The following is a 15,074-nucleotide window of genomic DNA, read 5'->3' on the forward strand; positions in this document are numbered from 1 at the left end:
GGGTCGCCGCTTCGGCGCGCGAGTTCGCCCGTTCGTCGGGTCCGTTGCCGTCAGTCGCCGCAGCAGCAGCCGTCGCAGCAGCAGCCGTCGCCGGAGCAGCTGTCGCAGCAGTCGCAGCCGCACGACGTGCAGTCACAGCAGCTCGCGCAGGGGTTGGGCCGCGGCTGCCCGCTCCACGGGCCGACGATCGGGTCCGCGCAGCAGAGCTGACCGGTGCAGCACAGCCCGGCCGCCGCGGCGCAGCCGGTGAAGAACCCGCGGGGCGCACGGCGCGGGTCGCCGTCGCCAGGATGCGGCGGCTGGTCGGTGGACGGCTGCTCCGACCGGGCGCATGTCCGCGCCACCGCCCGGCCGGTCTCGTGGACCAGCAGACGGTGCGCGAGCCGGGCGTCGAGCGCGTGCGGGGACGGGAGCTCGACGGCGGGCAGCGTCGCGCCGAGGACCTCGACCTGCCGGCGCGCGAGGGCCCGCGTCGCCGCCACGCCCGCCCCGGTCGCGTCGACCGGGTTCCAGCGGCCGGCGCGCCGGTCGTCGTCGAGGTCGTCGAGCGCGTCCAGGAGGTGCGCGAGGCGCCCGAACGCGGCGCCGGCGGCGGCGAGCGGCGCGAGGTTGGCCGGGCGGTCGGCGAGCACGGCGGTGTGCGCGAAGGCGGCGGACACCGCGTCCGCGGTCGGGGCGGTGGCCGCCTCCAGGGTCACCGCGCCCCCCGCGTGCTCGACCGCGTGCTGGCGGGCGGGGACGGCGAGCAGCGCCGCGGGGTCGAAGCCGCGCGGGGCGGTGGCGCGGGCCCGGGCGCTCCAGCGCTCGGCGACCTTCCTGGTCAGGGCGGCCGCCGGGCGGTGGCGCAGCACGCCCTGCCCGTCGTCGACGTGGTCGGTGAGGTGCCCGGCGGCCAGCAGCAGCGCGGCGTGCGCGGCGAGCTGGGCACCCTCGCCGGACACCACGGTCGCCGTGCGCATCCCGCGCGCCGGGCAGGGGCCCGCCCGCCGGTCGCCGGCGGGGCCCGCCGTCTGCGCCGCGGTGAGCACCGAGACCAGGAGCGCGTCGACGTTGGTGGCCGTGCGGGCGAGCTGGCCGTGCCCGTCGCGCAGCGTCAGGCAGGTCCCGCACAGGTGCGCCATCCAGCGCCGGTGCAGCGCGGGGGAGAGGTGGTGGCGGCAGGGCCGCACGATGCCGAGCACCGGCAGGAACTTAGTGATCAGCGCTGTCGATCACGACGGCCGTTCGACAGGTTGTGCGCGGCCGTTCGTCGCAATCTCGTACGACGTCCGTGTGTGCGCTCAGGGTGAGGAGGGAAGGGTCCGGGCGACCGCGTCACGCCCCGTCGGGGGCTGGCGTGCCGCGACCACCGGAGGGGAAACACCATGATCTCCAGCAACAGGACACGACTGCTCGCGGCGCCGGCGCTGGCCGGCGCGCTCGGCCTGGGCATCCTGGCCGGCTGCTCGCAGGAGCAGCCGCCGGCGCCGCCGCAGGGCGCGGCCGCGCCGAGCGCCGCTGCCGGGCAGGGGGCTCCGGGGGCTCCGGGTGCTCCGGGGGCTCCGGGTGCTCCGGGCACCAGCGCCGAGGGGCAGCCGGGCGGCGAGGCCGGGACGCAGCCCGGTGGCGGGGGTGCCGGCGGCACCGGGGCCGAGGGCGGCGGTGCCGACGGGTCCGGCAGCGAGGGCAGCGGTGCGGGCGCGGGCAGCGGTGCGGGCTCGGGCAGCGGCTCCGGGGGTGGCGCGAGCCAGACCCCGTCGGGCGGCGTGGCCACCGGCGGCGGCTCGACCTCGGGTGTCGAGCACGCGGGGATGATCGGCGCCGGGGCGCTCGCGCTCGCGGGGGCCGGCGCGCTGGGCGCGACCGCCGCGCGTCGTCGCCGCACCGACAGCTGATCGAACCCGGCGACCCCGCCGACCGTCCGGTCGGCGGGGTCGCCGTGGGTGCGGGTCGTGGTGACGGGGACCGGGAGGAGCACGGGGTGAGCGCCGCCGACGAGGACGATGCGCCCTCCGAGCTCGGCGCCGCGCCCGTGCCCGACGGAGCGAGGGACTCCCCGGCTGCGTCGCAGGCACCCGGGGACGCCCTCGCTCCACCACCCGAGCCGCGCCCACCCGAGCCGCGCCCACCCGAGCCAGCACCCGAGCCAGCACCCGAGCCAGCACCCGAGCCGCGCCCCGACCGCGTCCGCCGGGCGCTCGTCGCGGGCGCCGTGCTGCTCGCCGTCGTCGGCGTCGCGCTCGTCGGCTGGGCGTTCGCGCACCAGTCGGGCCCGCCGCCCGCGCCGACCGTGGCCGCCGGCCCGCCGCCCCCGCCCGGCCGGGCCGTGGAGAGCGCCGGGCCGCTGGGCACCTCGTCCCCGCCCGCGACGTTGCGCGTCCCCGCGATCCGGGTGGACTCGCCGGTGGACCAGGTCGGCCTCAACCCCGACCGCACGATGGAGGTCCCCGCCGAGGGGTCACCGGGCTACGACAACGCCGCCTGGTTCCGCTACTCCGTCACCCCGGGCCGGCAGGGGCCCTCGGTGATCATCGGGCACGTCGACTCCGCGGAGAACGGGCCCTCGGTGTTCTACGAGCTCGGGCGGCTGCGTCCCGGCGACCGCGCGCAGGTGGTGCGCGCCGACGGGGTGACGGTGACGTTCGAGGTCACCGAGGTCGCCGTCTACCCGAAGGACGCCTTCCCGACCGACCGCGTGTACGGCCCGACCCGCGGCCCCGAGCTGCGCCTGATCACCTGCGGCGGCAGCTACGACCGCGGCGCGGGCTCCTACCGCGACAACACCGTGGTCTTCGCCCGGGAGGTCCCCGCCTGACGAGTCGGCCTAGACCCCGATCCGCGCCCGGAAGTGCATCGCGCGGTACGGCCAGTTGTCGTGGGTGTTCCACTGGCTGACGACGAGGTGCATCTCGTCGGGCGTCGAGCCGGGCAGGATGTAGCCGCCGTAGCACTGGGCCACACGCCCGCAGCCGTGGTCCTCGTCGCCCCAGCCGCACCCGGCGATCACGGTGAGGCGCTCGGCGGTGGTGAGGTCGGTGGTCGGGCCCTGCGGCATCGGGACGAGGTCGACGCGGTAGTGCCCGGCGTCGAAGGCCGCGAGCCACCACCCGTCGCCGACGCGGCGCAGCGAGAGCTCGCCGAACGCCCCGGGCAGCACGGGCGTCGGCGCGTTCCCCCAGCGCCAGGCGCCGTGGGCGAACCCCCAGCCCTCCCACGACGCGGCGTCGAGCAGCCGGTCGGCGGGCACGCGGTGCAGCAGCAGGCCCTTGTCGCGCTGGAACCCCGTGGTCAGCGCGTACACGTACCCGTCGGGCCCGAGCTCCCAGGTGAGCATCTGGAACAGCCCGCCCAGGTGCCCGCCCGGCCAGCTCAGGCCGGTGGACTCCCAGGTCTCGCCGTTGTCGCGCGAGCGGTGGATCTCCGTCCAGTGCACGTGGCCGAGGCCCTCGCAGGCCATGACGTGCAGGTACATCTGGTCGCCGACCGTCAGGACGTCGGTGGGCAGCTGGGTGGTGATCCGCGTGCCGCCGACCAGCCCACCGAAGCGTCCGCCGATCCGCGCGTTGTGGCGGTAGGAGACGACCTGCTCGGCGTAGGCGCCGTCGCCGCCGGCCGAGCCCCACCACCGCACCCCGCCCGCGTCGCGCACCGACGCCGGGTCGCCGAACAGGATCACCGGCGAGCGCCAGCCCGGGCCGCCGGCGTGCCTGCTCTCGAACGTGTCCCCGAAGACCGCGACGAGCCGCCCGTCCGGCGCGAGCGCCGCGGCGCCCAGGTCGGTGCCGCCGATCCCGTAGTCGTCGGTCTCTCCGGGCCCGGTCAGGTCGCGGAGCTTGGTGACCTCGAGGGTGCGCATGGCGTGGGTATACCGGACCGTGCCGGCGCCCGGCGGTCAGGCCGGGATGCGCTCCGAGACCGGGGCGCGCCGCGGCGCGGGCACCGCGGCGAACGGCGCACGCACGGGCTTCGCGCGCCACGCGGCGCGGGTGCGGTCGTCGACGGTGCCGTGGGTGGCCATGGCCACCGTCGGCGCGGCCATCCACGCGGCGGCGAGGCCGCCGAGGGTGAGCGCGAGCGTCTTCATGCGAATCCCCCCCTGCCCCGACCGGAGCCGGGGACGATCATCTGGTGCGACCAGTGGCCGACGCCCTCGAACCGTAGAGAGTGGATCATGGAGAACACTGAGCCGGACGGGTGGCGATCGCTCAGGTTGCTCTCAGACGCCTGTGATCCACGCCACTCGGCGGAACGTGCGGGACAGCGGGAGACTCCCGGTAACGGTCAGGGCTGACCGTCCAGAACCGAGGACCCGGGAGGTCGAGTGTCCGCAGCGCGCCCCGTCCGCATCGCCAACTGCGCCGGCTGGTTGTGGGACCGCTTCTCCGGGCTGCGGGACGCGCTCGCCGGGCCCGTCGACGTCGTCACCGGCGACTACCTCGCCGAACCGACCCTGCGCCAGCTGGCCCTGGAACGGGCGAAGGACCCGTCGCTCGGCTACGCGCAGAGCTTCCTCGCCCAGTTCACCGACGCCGTCGGGCTGCTCGCCGAGCGCGGGGCGCGGCTCGTGGTGGACGCGGGCGGGCTCAACCCCGCGGGCCTGGCCGCCGAGGTGCGCCGGGTGGTCGCCGACGCCGGCCTCGACCTGGTCGTCGCGCACGTCGAGGGCGACGACCTCTCCGCGCGCCTGGACTCGCTCGGCGCCCTCGAGCACCTCGACACCGGCGTCCCGCTGGCCGACTCCGAGCTGGAGCCGACCACCGCCAACGCCTACCTCGGCGGCTGGGGCATCGCCGCGGCGCTCGCGGACGGCGCCGACGTCGTCATCTGCCCGCGGGTCACCGACGCCTCGCTGACGGTCGGGGCGGCGGCGTGGTGGCACCGGTGGGGTCCCGAGGAGGTGGGCGCCGCGGACTGGGATCGACTCGCCGGGGCCGTCGCCGCCGCGCACGTCATCGAGTGCGGCCCGCAGGCCACCGGCGGCAACTTCTCCGGGTTCACCGCCGTGCCGCGCGTCGACGACCTCGGCTACCCGATCGCCGAGATCGCCGCCGACGGCACCGCCGTCATCACCAAGCACGAGGTCGCGGGCGGGACGGTCACCACCGACACGGTGACCGCGCAGCTGCTCTACGAGATCCAGGGCCCGACCTACCTCAACCCCGACGTCACCGTGCACCTCGACGACGTCGTGCTCACGCAGGTCGCGCCCGACCGCGTCGAGATCACCGGCGTCACCGGCTCCCCGCCGCCGACCACCACCAAGCTGGCCATGACCGCCCCCGGCGGCTTCGAGTCGAGCGTCGCCTTCTACGCGACCGGGCTCGACCTCGAGGCCAAGGTCGCGCTGCTGCGCACGCACGTCGAGCGGATCACCGCCGGGCTCGACCTGAGCCTGCTGCGCGTCGACCGCATCGGCACGCCGGTCGAGGACCCGCCCGACCAGTGGGCGGCCGCCCAGCAGATCCTCGTCACCGCGCAGTCGCGCACGAGGAGCCAGGTCGACGCGCGGCACTTCGTCGCCCCGCTGACCGGCCTCTTCCTGCCCGGCTACCCCGGGCTCTACGTCAACCCGCTCAAGGTGTGCGCGCCCGTCGTCGAGTACTGGCCCGCGCTGGTACCGGTCGACGCGCTCGACCACGTCGTGGTGTCCGCCGACGGCACGCGGACCCCGGTGAAGGACACCCCGGTCCGGGTCGCCGCGGCGCGTCAGCGGCCCTCGGACGACGCGCCGCCCGTGCCCGACCTCGGCCCGACCCGCCGCGCCCCGCTCGGGCTCGTCGCGCACGGGCGCTGCGGCGACAAGGGCGGCAACTCCAACATCGGGTTCTGGGCCGGGGCGGGCGGGGACGAGAGGGCCTGGGAGTGGCTGCGCGGCACCCTGTCGACCGAGCGGCTGCGCGCGCTGTTCCCCGACGCCGCCGACGTCGCGATCGAGCGCCACGAGTTCCCCGGCCTGCGCGCCGTGCACTTCGTCGTCCACGACGTGCTCGGCAAGGGCGCGTCGTCCAACGGGCGTCCCGACATCGCCGGCAAGGCCGTCGCCGAGTTCCTGCGCGCCCGCTTCGTGGAGGTCCCAGAGTGCCTGATCTGACCAGCGTGTCTGATCTGACCAGCAGGCTGCAGCAGGCGTGGGAGAACCCGCTCACCGCCGACGACGGCTTCGACCCGGTGCGCGAGCTCGACGACGTGCTCGCCCCGCTCGGGCTGTCGCCCGAGGATGCCGGTGGCGCGGTCACCCTCACCGGTCGCGACCCGGTGGTCCCGAGCCCCGTGCGCGTCGGGGCGGCGGCGAGCATCGGGCTGCTGGCGAAGTCGGTGGCCGCCGCCGCGCTGCACCGCGACCGCGGCGGGCCCGGGCAGGACGTCCACGTCGACCTGCGCGCCGCCCCGCACCGGCTGTGCCCGTTCTACGACCGGCGCTGGGAGCTGCTCGGCGGCTACCCCGTCGCGTCCAGCGTCGAGCAGGGCAACGCGATGGGGTTCAGCTTCTTCCGCTGCGCCGACGGGCGCTTCGTCATGCCCCAGAACATGTACCCGAACCTGCGCGCACGCGCCCAGGAGCTGCTCGGGGTCCCGCTCACGAAGAAGGCGGTCACCGACGCGATCGGGCGCTGGGACGCCGGCGAGCTCGAAGAGGCGGCGTCCGCGGCGGGCGTCGTCATGCCGATGGTGCGCACGCTGCCCGAGATGCTCGCCGAGCCGCAGTACACCGACGTGCTCGCCGACCTGCCCCTGGTGGAGGTCACGAGGATCGGCGACGGCGATCCCGAGCCACTGCCGCCGGCCGGTGAGCAGCCGTTCTCGGGCCTGCGGGCGCTCGGGATGGGGCACGTGATCGCCGGCGCGGGGTTCGGGCGGTCGTTCGCGCTGCACGGCGCCGACGTCCTCAACCTCTGGCGCGTGGGCGAGACCGAGCACGAGACGACCTACGCGTCCGCGAACGTCGGCATGCGCTCGTCGTGGCTCGACCCGCGCCGCGACCGCGCCGAGCTCTCCCGCCTGCTCGCCGGCGCCGACGTCTTCTTCCACAACCGGCGCCTCGCGTTCCTCGACGAGGTCGGGCTGTGGCCCGAGCAGCTCGCGGCCGAGCGGCCGGGGATCGTGGCGGTGACGGTGTCGCTGCACGGCCTCCGCGGGCCGTGGGCCGGGCGGCCGGGCTTCGACCAGACCGCCGGCTCGGTGAGCGGGATGATGCTGCTCGAGGGCGGCGGGGAGGTCCCGCGCCTGCCCCCGATCCTCGTGGTCAACGACTACATCGTTCCGTGGCTCGCGCAGGCCGGCGCGGTCGCGGCGCTGCGGCGGCGCGCGGTGGAGGGCGGCTCGTACCACGTGCACGTGTCGCTGACCCGCGTCGCGCTGTGGATCCTCTCGCTCGGGCTCTTCGACCGGGACCGGGCACACGCGACGGCGGGGTCGTCCGAGCAGCACCGCTACCTGGACCCCGAGACGTTCACCGCCGACACCGGGCTCGGCGCGTACCAGGGCGTCACCGACCAGGTCGCGATGTCCGCGACGCCCGGGCGCTACGACCCGGTGCTCGTCGCCCGCGGGGCGTCGGCGCGGGAGTGGTGCGCTCCGCGCACGTGAGCACGATGGAGTGCTGGGGCACTCAGAAGTGCTCACCTGCGCGCAGCGCACACTGATCAGGTGCTGCGCCGGGTGCTCATCGTCGGGGCGCTGCTCGTGCTGGCCGGGTGCGGGTCGGCGCCACCGCCTCCGCCGACGCCATCCCCGGCTCCGGCACCGGTCGCCCGCGCGGCGGCACCGGCGCCGGCCCCGGCCCCGGTCGTCGTCCTCGATCCCGGCCACAACGGCGGCAACGCCGACGCGCCCGGCGAGATCGCGCGCGAGGTGCCCGACGGGCGCGGCGGGACGAAGCCGTGCAACACCACCGGCACCGCCACCGCCGGCGGCTACGCCGAGCACGCGTTCACGTGGGACGTCGCGGCGCGGGTGACGCGGCTGCTCGAGGCCCGGGGGGTCGACGTGCGCTCCACGCGCCCGGACGACACGGGCGTCGGGCCCTGCGTGGACCGGCGGGCGGCGATCGCGAACGACGCGCGGGCGGCGCTGACGGTCTCGATCCACGCCGACGGCGCCGCCCGTGACGGGCGCGGGTTCCACGTCGCGCTCTCCGACCCGCCGCTCGCCGCGTCGCAGCGCGCGTCGTCGGCGGCGCTGGGCCGGGCGCTGGTCGCGGGGCTCGAGGCCCAGGGGTTCACGCCGTCGACCTACCGCGGGGAGGACGGGCTCGACCCGCGTCCCGACCTCGCGGGGCTCAGCCTCGCGCGGGTGCCCTCGGCGCTGGTGGAGTGCGCGAACATGGCGAACCCCGACGAAGCGCGCGTCGTCGCCGAGCCGGCCGGACGGCAGCGCTACGCCGAGGGGATCGCGGCCGGCATCTTGGCAACGCTGGGGCGGTGAGCTCAGGCGGCGGAGTCGCCCGTGCGGTCCTGGTGCCAGCGCACGACGCGCACGACGACGTCCTCGAGGCCCTCGCGGTCGAGCGTCACGCGCATGTCGTCGGCGATCTCGACGGCGTCGAGGCCGGGGAACGGGCCGTGCGCGTCCACCTCGCCGGTCTGCGGGTCGACGGCGAGCACGACGTAGCCGTCGCACCGGTCGAGCTCGGTCTGCGCCTCGACCCAGTCGATCTGGGCGAGCTGTTCGATCTGCTCGGCACGGTCGAGGGTGTGGTCGCCGCCGGTCGGGGCCGGCGTCGCGGGATCGGTCGTGTGGTCGGTCGAATCGTCGTCGATACGGGCGCAGCACCGGGGATCGTGGTCCATCGGTTCCTCCTCCACGCTCGGCGCTGGGTACCGCGCGCCGTCCCGGTCACTCGCGCCCTGGGCCACACCGTCGGGTGACGGTGTCGCATCGTCGCGTGTCGCTGTCACGAGTGGTGACGCGAGGATGCCCAAACTCTGACTCAAGATTTCAACTATTCACTCGTGCGGGTGTGCCGCTCGGCGATGCGTGTCACGGCGTGCGGTCGAGTCGTACGGCTCGTGATCGCGCGCTCACGGACGGTGTGGAAATTTCGGTGACCGAAAGGTCCGGATCGCCGGTCACGGGCGGTCGGGGCGCGGCCCGAAACCGTCGGGACCCCCTCCGGTCCGGCGGTTCCGGAGGCGGCTCGCGGTGCCTAGTGTCGGTCGACGCCCACGACCGCCACGGAAGGACGGCCATGAGCGACGACACCACCCTGCACGTACCGGAGAGCCTGCGCTGGTCCGCGGTGACCGGCCGCGTCCGCGATCTGGTCGGCGAGGCCTTCACCGACGACGGGCCCGCCAACCTCATCGACGGCGAGTGGCGGGCCGTCGGCACGCCCACCGAGCAGATCAGTCCCAACGACGGGTCGTCGCTGGGCACGATGCTCAAGCTCGACGCCGCGACGGCCACCGACGCCGTGCAGCGCGCCGCGCAGACCCACCGCGGATGGGCCGGCACCGAGCTCGACGAGCGCCGGCGCAAGGTCTCGGCCTCGCTGGACGCCATCGAGGCGGCGCGCGACGACCTCGCCCTCCTGCTGTGCTGGGAGATCGGCAAGCCCTGGAAGGCGGCGTGCTCCGACGTCGACCGCGCCATCTCCGGCGTGCGCTGGTACGTCGACGAGATCGAGGGGATGCTCTCCCGCGACGTCGAGGGCGCCCCGGCCAAGCGCGTGCCGCTCGAGGGGCCGGTCTCGAACATCGCGAGCTGGAACTACCCGATGAGCGTGCAGGTGCACGCCGAGCTCGTGCAGCTGCTCGCCGGCAACGGCGTCGTCGCCAAGACGCCCACCCAGGGCGGCTGGATGACGCTGACCGTCGCGCACGCCCTCATGGCGCGCGAGGGCCTGCCCGTCACGCTGCTCTCCGGCGACGGCTCGGAGCTCTCCGACGCGCTGATCCGCTCGCCCGAGATCGGCGCGCTGGCGTTCGTCGGTGGCCGCTCCAACGGCGGCAAGGTGGCCGCGCAGCTCGCCGACACCGGCAAGCGCCACATGCTCGAGCAGGAGGGCCTCAACACCTGGGGCATCTGGGAGTTCTCCGACTGGGAGTCGTTCTCGGAGATCCTCAAGAAGGGCTTCGAGTACGCCAAGCAGCGCTGCACCGCCTACCCGCGCTTCGTGGTGCAGCGCAAGCTCGTCGACCAGTTCCTGGGCACCTACCTGCCGGTGCTCGACGGGGTGCGCTTCGGGCACCCGCTGGCCGTGCCGGAGGGCTCGTCGGGGTCCACCGACGACCTGCCCGCGCTCGACTTCGGGCCGCTGATCTCGGCGTCGAAGGCCCAGGAGCTCGACGACAGCGTGGAGGAGGCCCTGCGCCACGGCGCGATCCCGCTCTACCGCGGCAACCTCGACCACGGCGCCTTCCTGCCCGGGCAGGACACCTCGGCCTACCACGCGCCGGTGTCGATGCTCGCCCCGCCGGGCGCCTCGCGGCTCATGCACGAGGAGCCGTTCGGGCCCGTCGACTCGATCGTCGTCGTCGACACCGAGGCCGAGCTGCTCGCGCAGATGAACGCCTCCAACGGCGCGCTGGTCGCGAGCATCGCCTCCGACGACACCGACCACGCCGCGCGCCTGGCCGAGCAGGTGCAGGCGTTCAAGGTCGGGATCAACAAGCTGCGCTCGCGCGGCGACAAGGACGAGGCGTTCGGCGGGCGCGGCGAGTCGTGGAAGGGCGCGTTCGTCGGCGGCGAGTACCTCGTGCAGGCCGTCACCGAGGGCCCGCCCGGGGAGAACCTGTACGGCAACTTCCCGGGCTACCACCGCTATCCCGCGACCTGACCGACCTGCCGGGTAGTGTCCTCCCGGCGCGGCAGGCGGCCCGCCGAAACGGGTGCGCGTCGGTCGGGAGGGCCCGGGCATGGTCCTGCGAAGCCGGGTGTCGCGTGACAGCGTGCCCGGATCCCCCGGGAGCGCCGCGGTCGGCGCCACGGTCCTCATGCCCGAGGGGCGTGTCGGGCCGGTCGTGGCGCTGCTGCGGCGCCTGTTCCTGGCGCTCGGCGCGCTGACCGCGGCCGCGCTGATCGTCTACTTCCAGCGCGACGGCTACATCGACAACAACAACGACGACGGCATCGGGCTGATCGACGCGTTCTACTACGCGACGGTCTCGCTCTCGACCACCGGCTACGGCGACGTCGTCCCGGTCACCGAGTCGGCGCGCCTCTGGACGATCCTCGTCATCACGCCGCTGCGCCTGCTGTTCCTCATCGTCCTGGTCGGCACCACGGTCGAGCTGCTCACCGAACGGTCGCGCCAGGCGTTCCGCATCCGACGGTGGAGGTCGCGCGTGCGCAACCACGTGGTGGTCGTGGGCTACGGGACGAAGGGTCAGGCCGCGGTGACCACGCTGCGCGGGGACGGCCACGACGTCGACCACATCGTCGTCGTCGACACCGACCGCGGGCGCCTCGACGCGGCGTCCGCGCTCGGGCTGGTCACGGTGCGCGGCGACGCGACCCAGTCGTCGGTGCTGCGCACCGCGGGCCTGCCCCACGCGACCGCGCTCGTCGTCGCCACCAACCGCGACGACACCGCCGTGATGGTGACGCTCACCGCCCGCGAGATGGCCCCGAAGATCACGATCACCGCGGCGGTGCGCGAGGCGGAGAACGTGCACCTGCTGCGCCAGTCGGGCGCCGACTCGGTCGTCGTGTCCGCGGAGACGGCGGGCCGCCTGCTCGGGATGGCGACGACGACGCCCGCCGTGGTCTCGGTCGTCGAGGACCTCATCTCGCCCGAGGCGGGCATGAGCATCGGCGAGCGGGTCGTCACCGAGGCCGAGGTCGGCGGGTCGCCGCGCCACCTGCGCGACATCGTGCTGGGCGTGGTGCGCGACGGCCACGTGCACGCCATCGACGCCCCGGAGGTCGACGCCCTGGAACGCGGCGACCGCCTGCTGTGCGTGCGGCGCGCGGGCCCCGACGAGTAGGGGCTCGGTGTCAGCGGTGGGCCATCGCAGACACTCAACGTCCGTATCGCCACACGCTCGCGGGGATCAGCGGGCGTCGAGCAGGCGCACCGCGCCGTGCAGGGCGCTGAGGTCCGGGTCGAGGGCGCGCCCGTAGGACGTGGCGAGCTCGGCGGCGGTGGCCCCGGTGACCGTCCAGCCCAGGGCGGCGAGGCGCTCCTCGGCGTCGGGGCGGCCGGCCGGGCCGTCGTCGGTGAAGAAGAGCTCGCGGACGTCGACGCCGAAGCGGCGGGACAGCGAGGCGAACGCGTCGTCGTCGCCGAGCCGGTGCACCGCGTCGCCGAAATGCTCGACGGCCAGCCGGCTGCCCGGCGCCGAGAGCTCGGTGACCCGGTCGAAGAGGTCGACCTCGGCCCGCGCCGGCAGGTAGGGCAGCAGGCCCTCGGCGAGCCAGGCCGTCGGGGCCTGCGGGTCGAAGCCCGCCGCGCGCAGCGCCGCGGGCCAGTCGTGGCGCAGGTCGATGCGCACCTCGACCCGCCGCGCGCCGCCGCCCGCGTCGTTCGCGTCCTGCTCGGCGAGCACGCCGTCCTTGAACGTGAGGACACCGTCCTGGTCGACCTCGTAGACGGTGGTGCCCGCCGGCCAGTCGAGGCGCTGGGCCCGCGTGTCCAGCCCGGCCGCGAGCAGGACGACCTGGCGGACGCCGTCCCCGGCCGCCGCGGTCAGGGCCTCGTCGAAGAAGCGCGAGCGCACGCCGATGTAGGTGGACTGCTCGCGCCGGTCGGGCCCGTCCTCGTCCACGTCCCCGGGGCGTGCCGGCAGCCGGATCTCCTCGGCCGCCGCGTCGACGAACGCCTCGGCGTACGGGTCGCGGACGAGGCCGTCGGCGCGGTGGGTCTCCATCGCCCGCCCGCTGGCCACGCCCAGGGCGGTGACGCCCACGCTCTCGCTGATGCCCCACTGGTCGTCGTCGGTGCGCATGCCGACCGGGTTCCCCGATCGTTGCGCAAGCTAACGAAAGGATGGCGCCTATCGGTGCACCGAGATCAGACATCCGGGGCAGTCGGCCTGCTCCGCACGCAATCCGGGCACGACCTGCTCGACCGCCGCGCCGCAGCGGGCGCGCAGGCCGGCCGGGTCGCCGAGCTCGCCGGTGGCGACGTCGACGACGTGACGCCGGCGGTCGTCGCGACCGGCGGCGACGAGGACGAGCGTGCCGTCCGACGGCGGGTCGCCGGGCGTGGGTCGGCGGGGTTCCGTGGGGTCGGGTCGCGTGTCGCCCAGCGGCGGGGGCGGCACCGACGACGGCATCGGGTCGAGCCCGCTGCCCGGGCGGCCGCCGGGTCGCGCGTCGGGGTGGCCGGGGTCGGGGACGGTCATCGCTGCCCTCCTGCCTGGGGTGTGCGAGCGATGCGGCTTTCCCGGCGTCCGACGCCAGGATCGCCACAGGCTCGCTCGCGCGACACGCCGGGGCGTGCGCACCGACCACGGTAGGTCGCCGACGCCGCCCTGTCGGCCCCGCGCGCGTTCACCGGGAGCGGAACGCGGCGCGGCGGGAGATCACGGGCACGTCGTCCACGCCGAGGAGCGGGCGAGGGTGCACCAGGTGCCCCTGATCAGCGCAGGGGCGAGCCTCAGCGCAGGGGCGAGCCTCAGGAGCGCCGGCGCGGCAGCGGCATCGCCGGCGCGTCCCCGGACGGCGCGGCGCGGGGCTCGGGTGGCGCGGCGGGGAGGTCGCGCAGGCCCTCGAGCACGCGGGCGAGGACCTCCGGGCGCGGGGCCGGGAGCTCGCCCACCGCAACGACGGCGGCGTTCGCAACCTCACCCGTGGTCGCCGCGTCCATGACGGTGTCGCCGTCTCGATCGGGGCTCACCCGATCGAGCGTAGGGCGGCACGCACGACCGGGGGGCCGCACGCGGGCCGCCGGGCGGGCGACGGCAGGCTGGGCGCGACGACCGCGTGAGAACGGCGTGTGGGCAGGCTGTCACGCTGGGTCGATCCGGACGGGCCCGCACCGCGCGGCGCGTAACGACCGCCGCTCGTCGTCCGAGAGGAACGGGAGTGAGGACTCAGGCCAGCGGAGGTCGGTCCCACGGGAGCAGGGGTGGTCGGGGTATGAGCGTCGGCGGGATGATCGACCAGGACGGTCGCGGGCCGGACCCGGACGAGGAGCGCGGCCGGCGTCGCCGGGGTGTGCGCGCGCTCGTCTACGGCCTCATCGCGCTGCTGGTGCTCGTGCTGCTGGCCGCGGCGGGCGTCGTGATCATCACCCAGCAGCTGGGCTCGCAGGTCGGCCGCTACCCGTCGGTGTTCGCGCCGATCGATCCGTCGTCGCGTCCGGCGGACGCCGCCGGGCAGACGTTCCTGCTGATCGGCACCGACTCCCGCTCGCCCGAGCCGACCACCGGCACCGACGCCGCGCCCGACGCCGTGTTCGGCTCGCAGCGCAGCGACGTGATCATGGTGGCGAGCATCGCGGAGGACGGGCAGAGCGCGAGCATCATCTCGATCCCGCGCGACTCCTACGTCGACATCCCCGGCCGCGGCGAGAACAAGATCAACGCGGCGCTGGCGTTCGGCGGCCCGCCGCTGCTGATCCAGACCGTCGAGCAGCTCACCGCGGTGCACATCGACCACTACGCGGTCATCGACTTCGCCGGCTTCGCGCAGATGACCGACGCCGTCGGCGGCATCGACGTCAACGTCGGCCAGGAGTCCGAGCGCGACGGCGTCGTCGTCCCGGCGGGCGAGCAGCGCCTCAACGGCGAGCAGGCCCTCGTCTACGTCCGCGAGCGCAAGAGCCTGCCCGGCGGCGACCTCGACCGCGTCCGGCGCCAGCAGGCGGCCCTGCGCGCGTTCCTCGAGAAGGCGCTCTCGTCCGGCACGCTGTCCAGCCCGACCGGCGCCTACAACCTGGTCGACACGGTCACCCGCCACGTCGGCGTCGACGACTCGCTGTCGAACACCGGCCTCGCGCAGCTGGCCTTCGGCATGCGGGACCTGCGGAACTCGAACGTCTCGTTCCTGACCGTGCCCGTCACCGGGACGGGGATGGAGGGCGACCAGTCGGTCGTCTACCTGGACAAGGCCGCCGGGCGCGACCTCTGGTTCGCGGTGAACACCGACGCGGTGCCGCAGTACGTCGCCACCCGCCCGCAGGAGCAGCTCTCCGACACGCCGCGCTGAGA

At 75.3% G+C, this 15,074-nt stretch carries 15 protein-coding genes; 8 read left to right on the forward strand and 7 right to left on the reverse strand.

What is annotated here, in order from left to right:
* Positions 1 to 50: 50 nt before the first annotated feature.
* Positions 51 to 1,181, reverse strand: coding sequence for a DUF5685 family protein (locus ACFPK1_RS21090; protein ID WP_378022912.1), 1,131 nt, complete (start codon positions 1,179 to 1,181; stop codon positions 51 to 53).
* A 183-nt stretch (positions 1,182 to 1,364) separates the two neighbouring features.
* Here ACFPK1_RS21090 and ACFPK1_RS21095 point away from each other — a divergent pair, with 183 nt between their 5' ends.
* Both ACFPK1_RS21095 and ACFPK1_RS21100 read left to right on the forward strand, forming a co-directional pair.
* Positions 1,365 to 1,874: a hypothetical protein gene (locus ACFPK1_RS21095; RefSeq protein ID WP_378022913.1), complete on the forward strand. Its 510-nt coding sequence runs from the start codon at positions 1,365 to 1,367 to the stop codon at positions 1,872 to 1,874.
* An 86-nt stretch (positions 1,875 to 1,960) separates the two neighbouring features.
* Positions 1,961 to 2,794 carry a class F sortase gene (locus tag ACFPK1_RS21100; RefSeq protein ID WP_378022914.1) on the forward strand — a complete coding sequence of 278 codons (834 nt, stop codon included), beginning with the start codon at positions 1,961 to 1,963 and terminating at the stop codon, positions 2,792 to 2,794.
* A 9-nt stretch (positions 2,795 to 2,803) separates the two neighbouring features.
* Here the strand turns inward: ACFPK1_RS21100 and ACFPK1_RS21105 are convergent, their stop codons facing one another.
* Together ACFPK1_RS21105 and ACFPK1_RS21110 are read right to left on the reverse strand one after the other, a co-directional pair.
* Positions 2,804 to 3,835: a DUF4185 domain-containing protein gene (locus tag ACFPK1_RS21105; protein WP_378022915.1), complete on the reverse strand. Its 1,032-nt coding sequence runs from the start codon at positions 3,833 to 3,835 to the stop codon at positions 2,804 to 2,806.
* Between the two features lie 36 nt (positions 3,836 to 3,871).
* Entirely contained in the window at positions 3,872 to 4,063 is a 192-nt protein-coding gene (locus ACFPK1_RS21110; protein WP_378022916.1) for a hypothetical protein, read from the reverse strand.
* 237 nt (positions 4,064 to 4,300) lie between these two features.
* Between ACFPK1_RS21110 and ACFPK1_RS21115 the strand changes: the two genes are divergently transcribed.
* Genes ACFPK1_RS21115 through ACFPK1_RS21125 form a run of 3 tightly spaced genes read left to right on the forward strand, consistent with a single transcriptional unit; the run spans position 4,301 to position 8,403 of the window.
* Positions 4,301 to 6,070, forward strand: a complete 1,770-nt coding sequence (locus ACFPK1_RS21115; protein WP_378022917.1) for an acyclic terpene utilization AtuA family protein — start codon at positions 4,301 to 4,303, stop codon at positions 6,068 to 6,070.
* A gap of 5 nt (positions 6,071 to 6,075) precedes the next feature.
* A complete protein-coding gene (locus ACFPK1_RS21120) occupies positions 6,076 to 7,566 on the forward strand; it encodes a CoA transferase (RefSeq protein WP_378022918.1) in 1,491 nt (496 codons plus the stop codon).
* A 60-nt stretch (positions 7,567 to 7,626) separates the two neighbouring features.
* Positions 7,627 to 8,403, forward strand: a complete 777-nt coding sequence (locus ACFPK1_RS21125) for an N-acetylmuramoyl-L-alanine amidase (RefSeq protein ID WP_378022919.1) — start codon at positions 7,627 to 7,629, stop codon at positions 8,401 to 8,403.
* 2 nt (positions 8,404 to 8,405) lie between these two features.
* Here ACFPK1_RS21125 and ACFPK1_RS21130 read toward each other — a convergent pair whose 3' ends face one another.
* On the reverse strand, positions 8,406 to 8,768 hold the full coding sequence (locus ACFPK1_RS21130) for a hypothetical protein (protein WP_378022920.1): 363 nt from the start codon (positions 8,766 to 8,768) through the stop codon (positions 8,406 to 8,408).
* 398 nt (positions 8,769 to 9,166) lie between these two features.
* Between ACFPK1_RS21130 and ACFPK1_RS21135 the strand changes: the two genes are divergently transcribed.
* Together ACFPK1_RS21135 and ACFPK1_RS21140 are read left to right on the forward strand one after the other, a co-directional pair.
* Positions 9,167 to 10,756: an aldehyde dehydrogenase family protein gene (locus ACFPK1_RS21135; protein ID WP_378022921.1), complete on the forward strand. Its 1,590-nt coding sequence runs from the start codon at positions 9,167 to 9,169 to the stop codon at positions 10,754 to 10,756.
* Between the two features lie 79 nt (positions 10,757 to 10,835).
* A complete protein-coding gene (locus tag ACFPK1_RS21140; RefSeq protein WP_378022922.1) occupies positions 10,836 to 11,906 on the forward strand; it encodes a potassium channel family protein in 1,071 nt (356 codons plus the stop codon).
* 66 nt (positions 11,907 to 11,972) lie between these two features.
* Here ACFPK1_RS21140 and ACFPK1_RS21145 read toward each other — a convergent pair whose 3' ends face one another.
* The 3 genes from ACFPK1_RS21145 to ACFPK1_RS21155 all read right to left on the reverse strand — a co-directional run bounded on the left by ACFPK1_RS21145 (position 11,973) and on the right by ACFPK1_RS21155 (position 13,759).
* Positions 11,973 to 12,866 carry an SAM-dependent methyltransferase gene (locus tag ACFPK1_RS21145; RefSeq protein ID WP_378022923.1) on the reverse strand — a complete coding sequence of 298 codons (894 nt, stop codon included), beginning with the start codon at positions 12,864 to 12,866 and terminating at the stop codon, positions 11,973 to 11,975.
* Between the two features lie 48 nt (positions 12,867 to 12,914).
* Positions 12,915 to 13,265, reverse strand: a complete 351-nt coding sequence (locus ACFPK1_RS21150) for a hypothetical protein (RefSeq protein WP_378022924.1) — start codon at positions 13,263 to 13,265, stop codon at positions 12,915 to 12,917.
* A gap of 272 nt (positions 13,266 to 13,537) precedes the next feature.
* Complete coding sequence (locus tag ACFPK1_RS21155) at positions 13,538 to 13,759, reverse strand: hypothetical protein (RefSeq protein WP_378022925.1); 222 nt, start codon at positions 13,757 to 13,759, stop codon at positions 13,538 to 13,540.
* A 257-nt stretch (positions 13,760 to 14,016) separates the two neighbouring features.
* Here ACFPK1_RS21155 and ACFPK1_RS21160 point away from each other — a divergent pair, with 257 nt between their 5' ends.
* Positions 14,017 to 15,072 carry an LCP family protein gene (locus ACFPK1_RS21160; RefSeq protein ID WP_378022926.1) on the forward strand — a complete coding sequence of 352 codons (1,056 nt, stop codon included), beginning with the start codon at positions 14,017 to 14,019 and terminating at the stop codon, positions 15,070 to 15,072.
* Positions 15,073 to 15,074 lie beyond the last annotated feature (2 nt).

The sequence above is a fragment of the Actinomycetospora rhizophila genome, assembly GCF_042657905.1.
Classification (GTDB): Bacteria; Actinomycetota; Actinomycetes; order Mycobacteriales; family Pseudonocardiaceae; genus Actinomycetospora; species Actinomycetospora rhizophila.

Bases quoted from the DNA above. Each gene is read 5' to 3' on its own strand.
- ACFPK1_RS21095 (WP_378022913.1), top strand. From the start codon at position 1,365: ATGATCTCCAGCAACAGGACACGACTGCTCGCGGCGCCGGCGCTGGCC.
- ACFPK1_RS21105 (WP_378022915.1), bottom strand. From the start codon at position 3,835: ATGCGCACCCTCGAGGTCACCAAGCTCCGCGACCTGACCGGGCCCGGA.
- ACFPK1_RS21110 (WP_378022916.1), bottom strand. From the start codon at position 4,063: ATGAAGACGCTCGCGCTCACCCTCGGCGGCCTCGCCGCCGCGTGGATG.
- ACFPK1_RS21130 (WP_378022920.1), bottom strand. From the start codon at position 8,768: ATGGACCACGATCCCCGGTGCTGCGCCCGTATCGACGACGATTCGACC.
- ACFPK1_RS21135 (WP_378022921.1), top strand. From the start codon at position 9,167: ATGAGCGACGACACCACCCTGCACGTACCGGAGAGCCTGCGCTGGTCC.
- ACFPK1_RS21140 (WP_378022922.1), top strand. From the start codon at position 10,836: ATGGTCCTGCGAAGCCGGGTGTCGCGTGACAGCGTGCCCGGATCCCCC.
- ACFPK1_RS21145 (WP_378022923.1), bottom strand. From the start codon at position 12,866: ATGCGCACCGACGACGACCAGTGGGGCATCAGCGAGAGCGTGGGCGTC.
- ACFPK1_RS21150 (WP_378022924.1), bottom strand. From the start codon at position 13,265: ATGACCGTCCCCGACCCCGGCCACCCCGACGCGCGACCCGGCGGCCGC.
- ACFPK1_RS21160 (WP_378022926.1), top strand. From the start codon at position 14,017: ATGATCGACCAGGACGGTCGCGGGCCGGACCCGGACGAGGAGCGCGGC.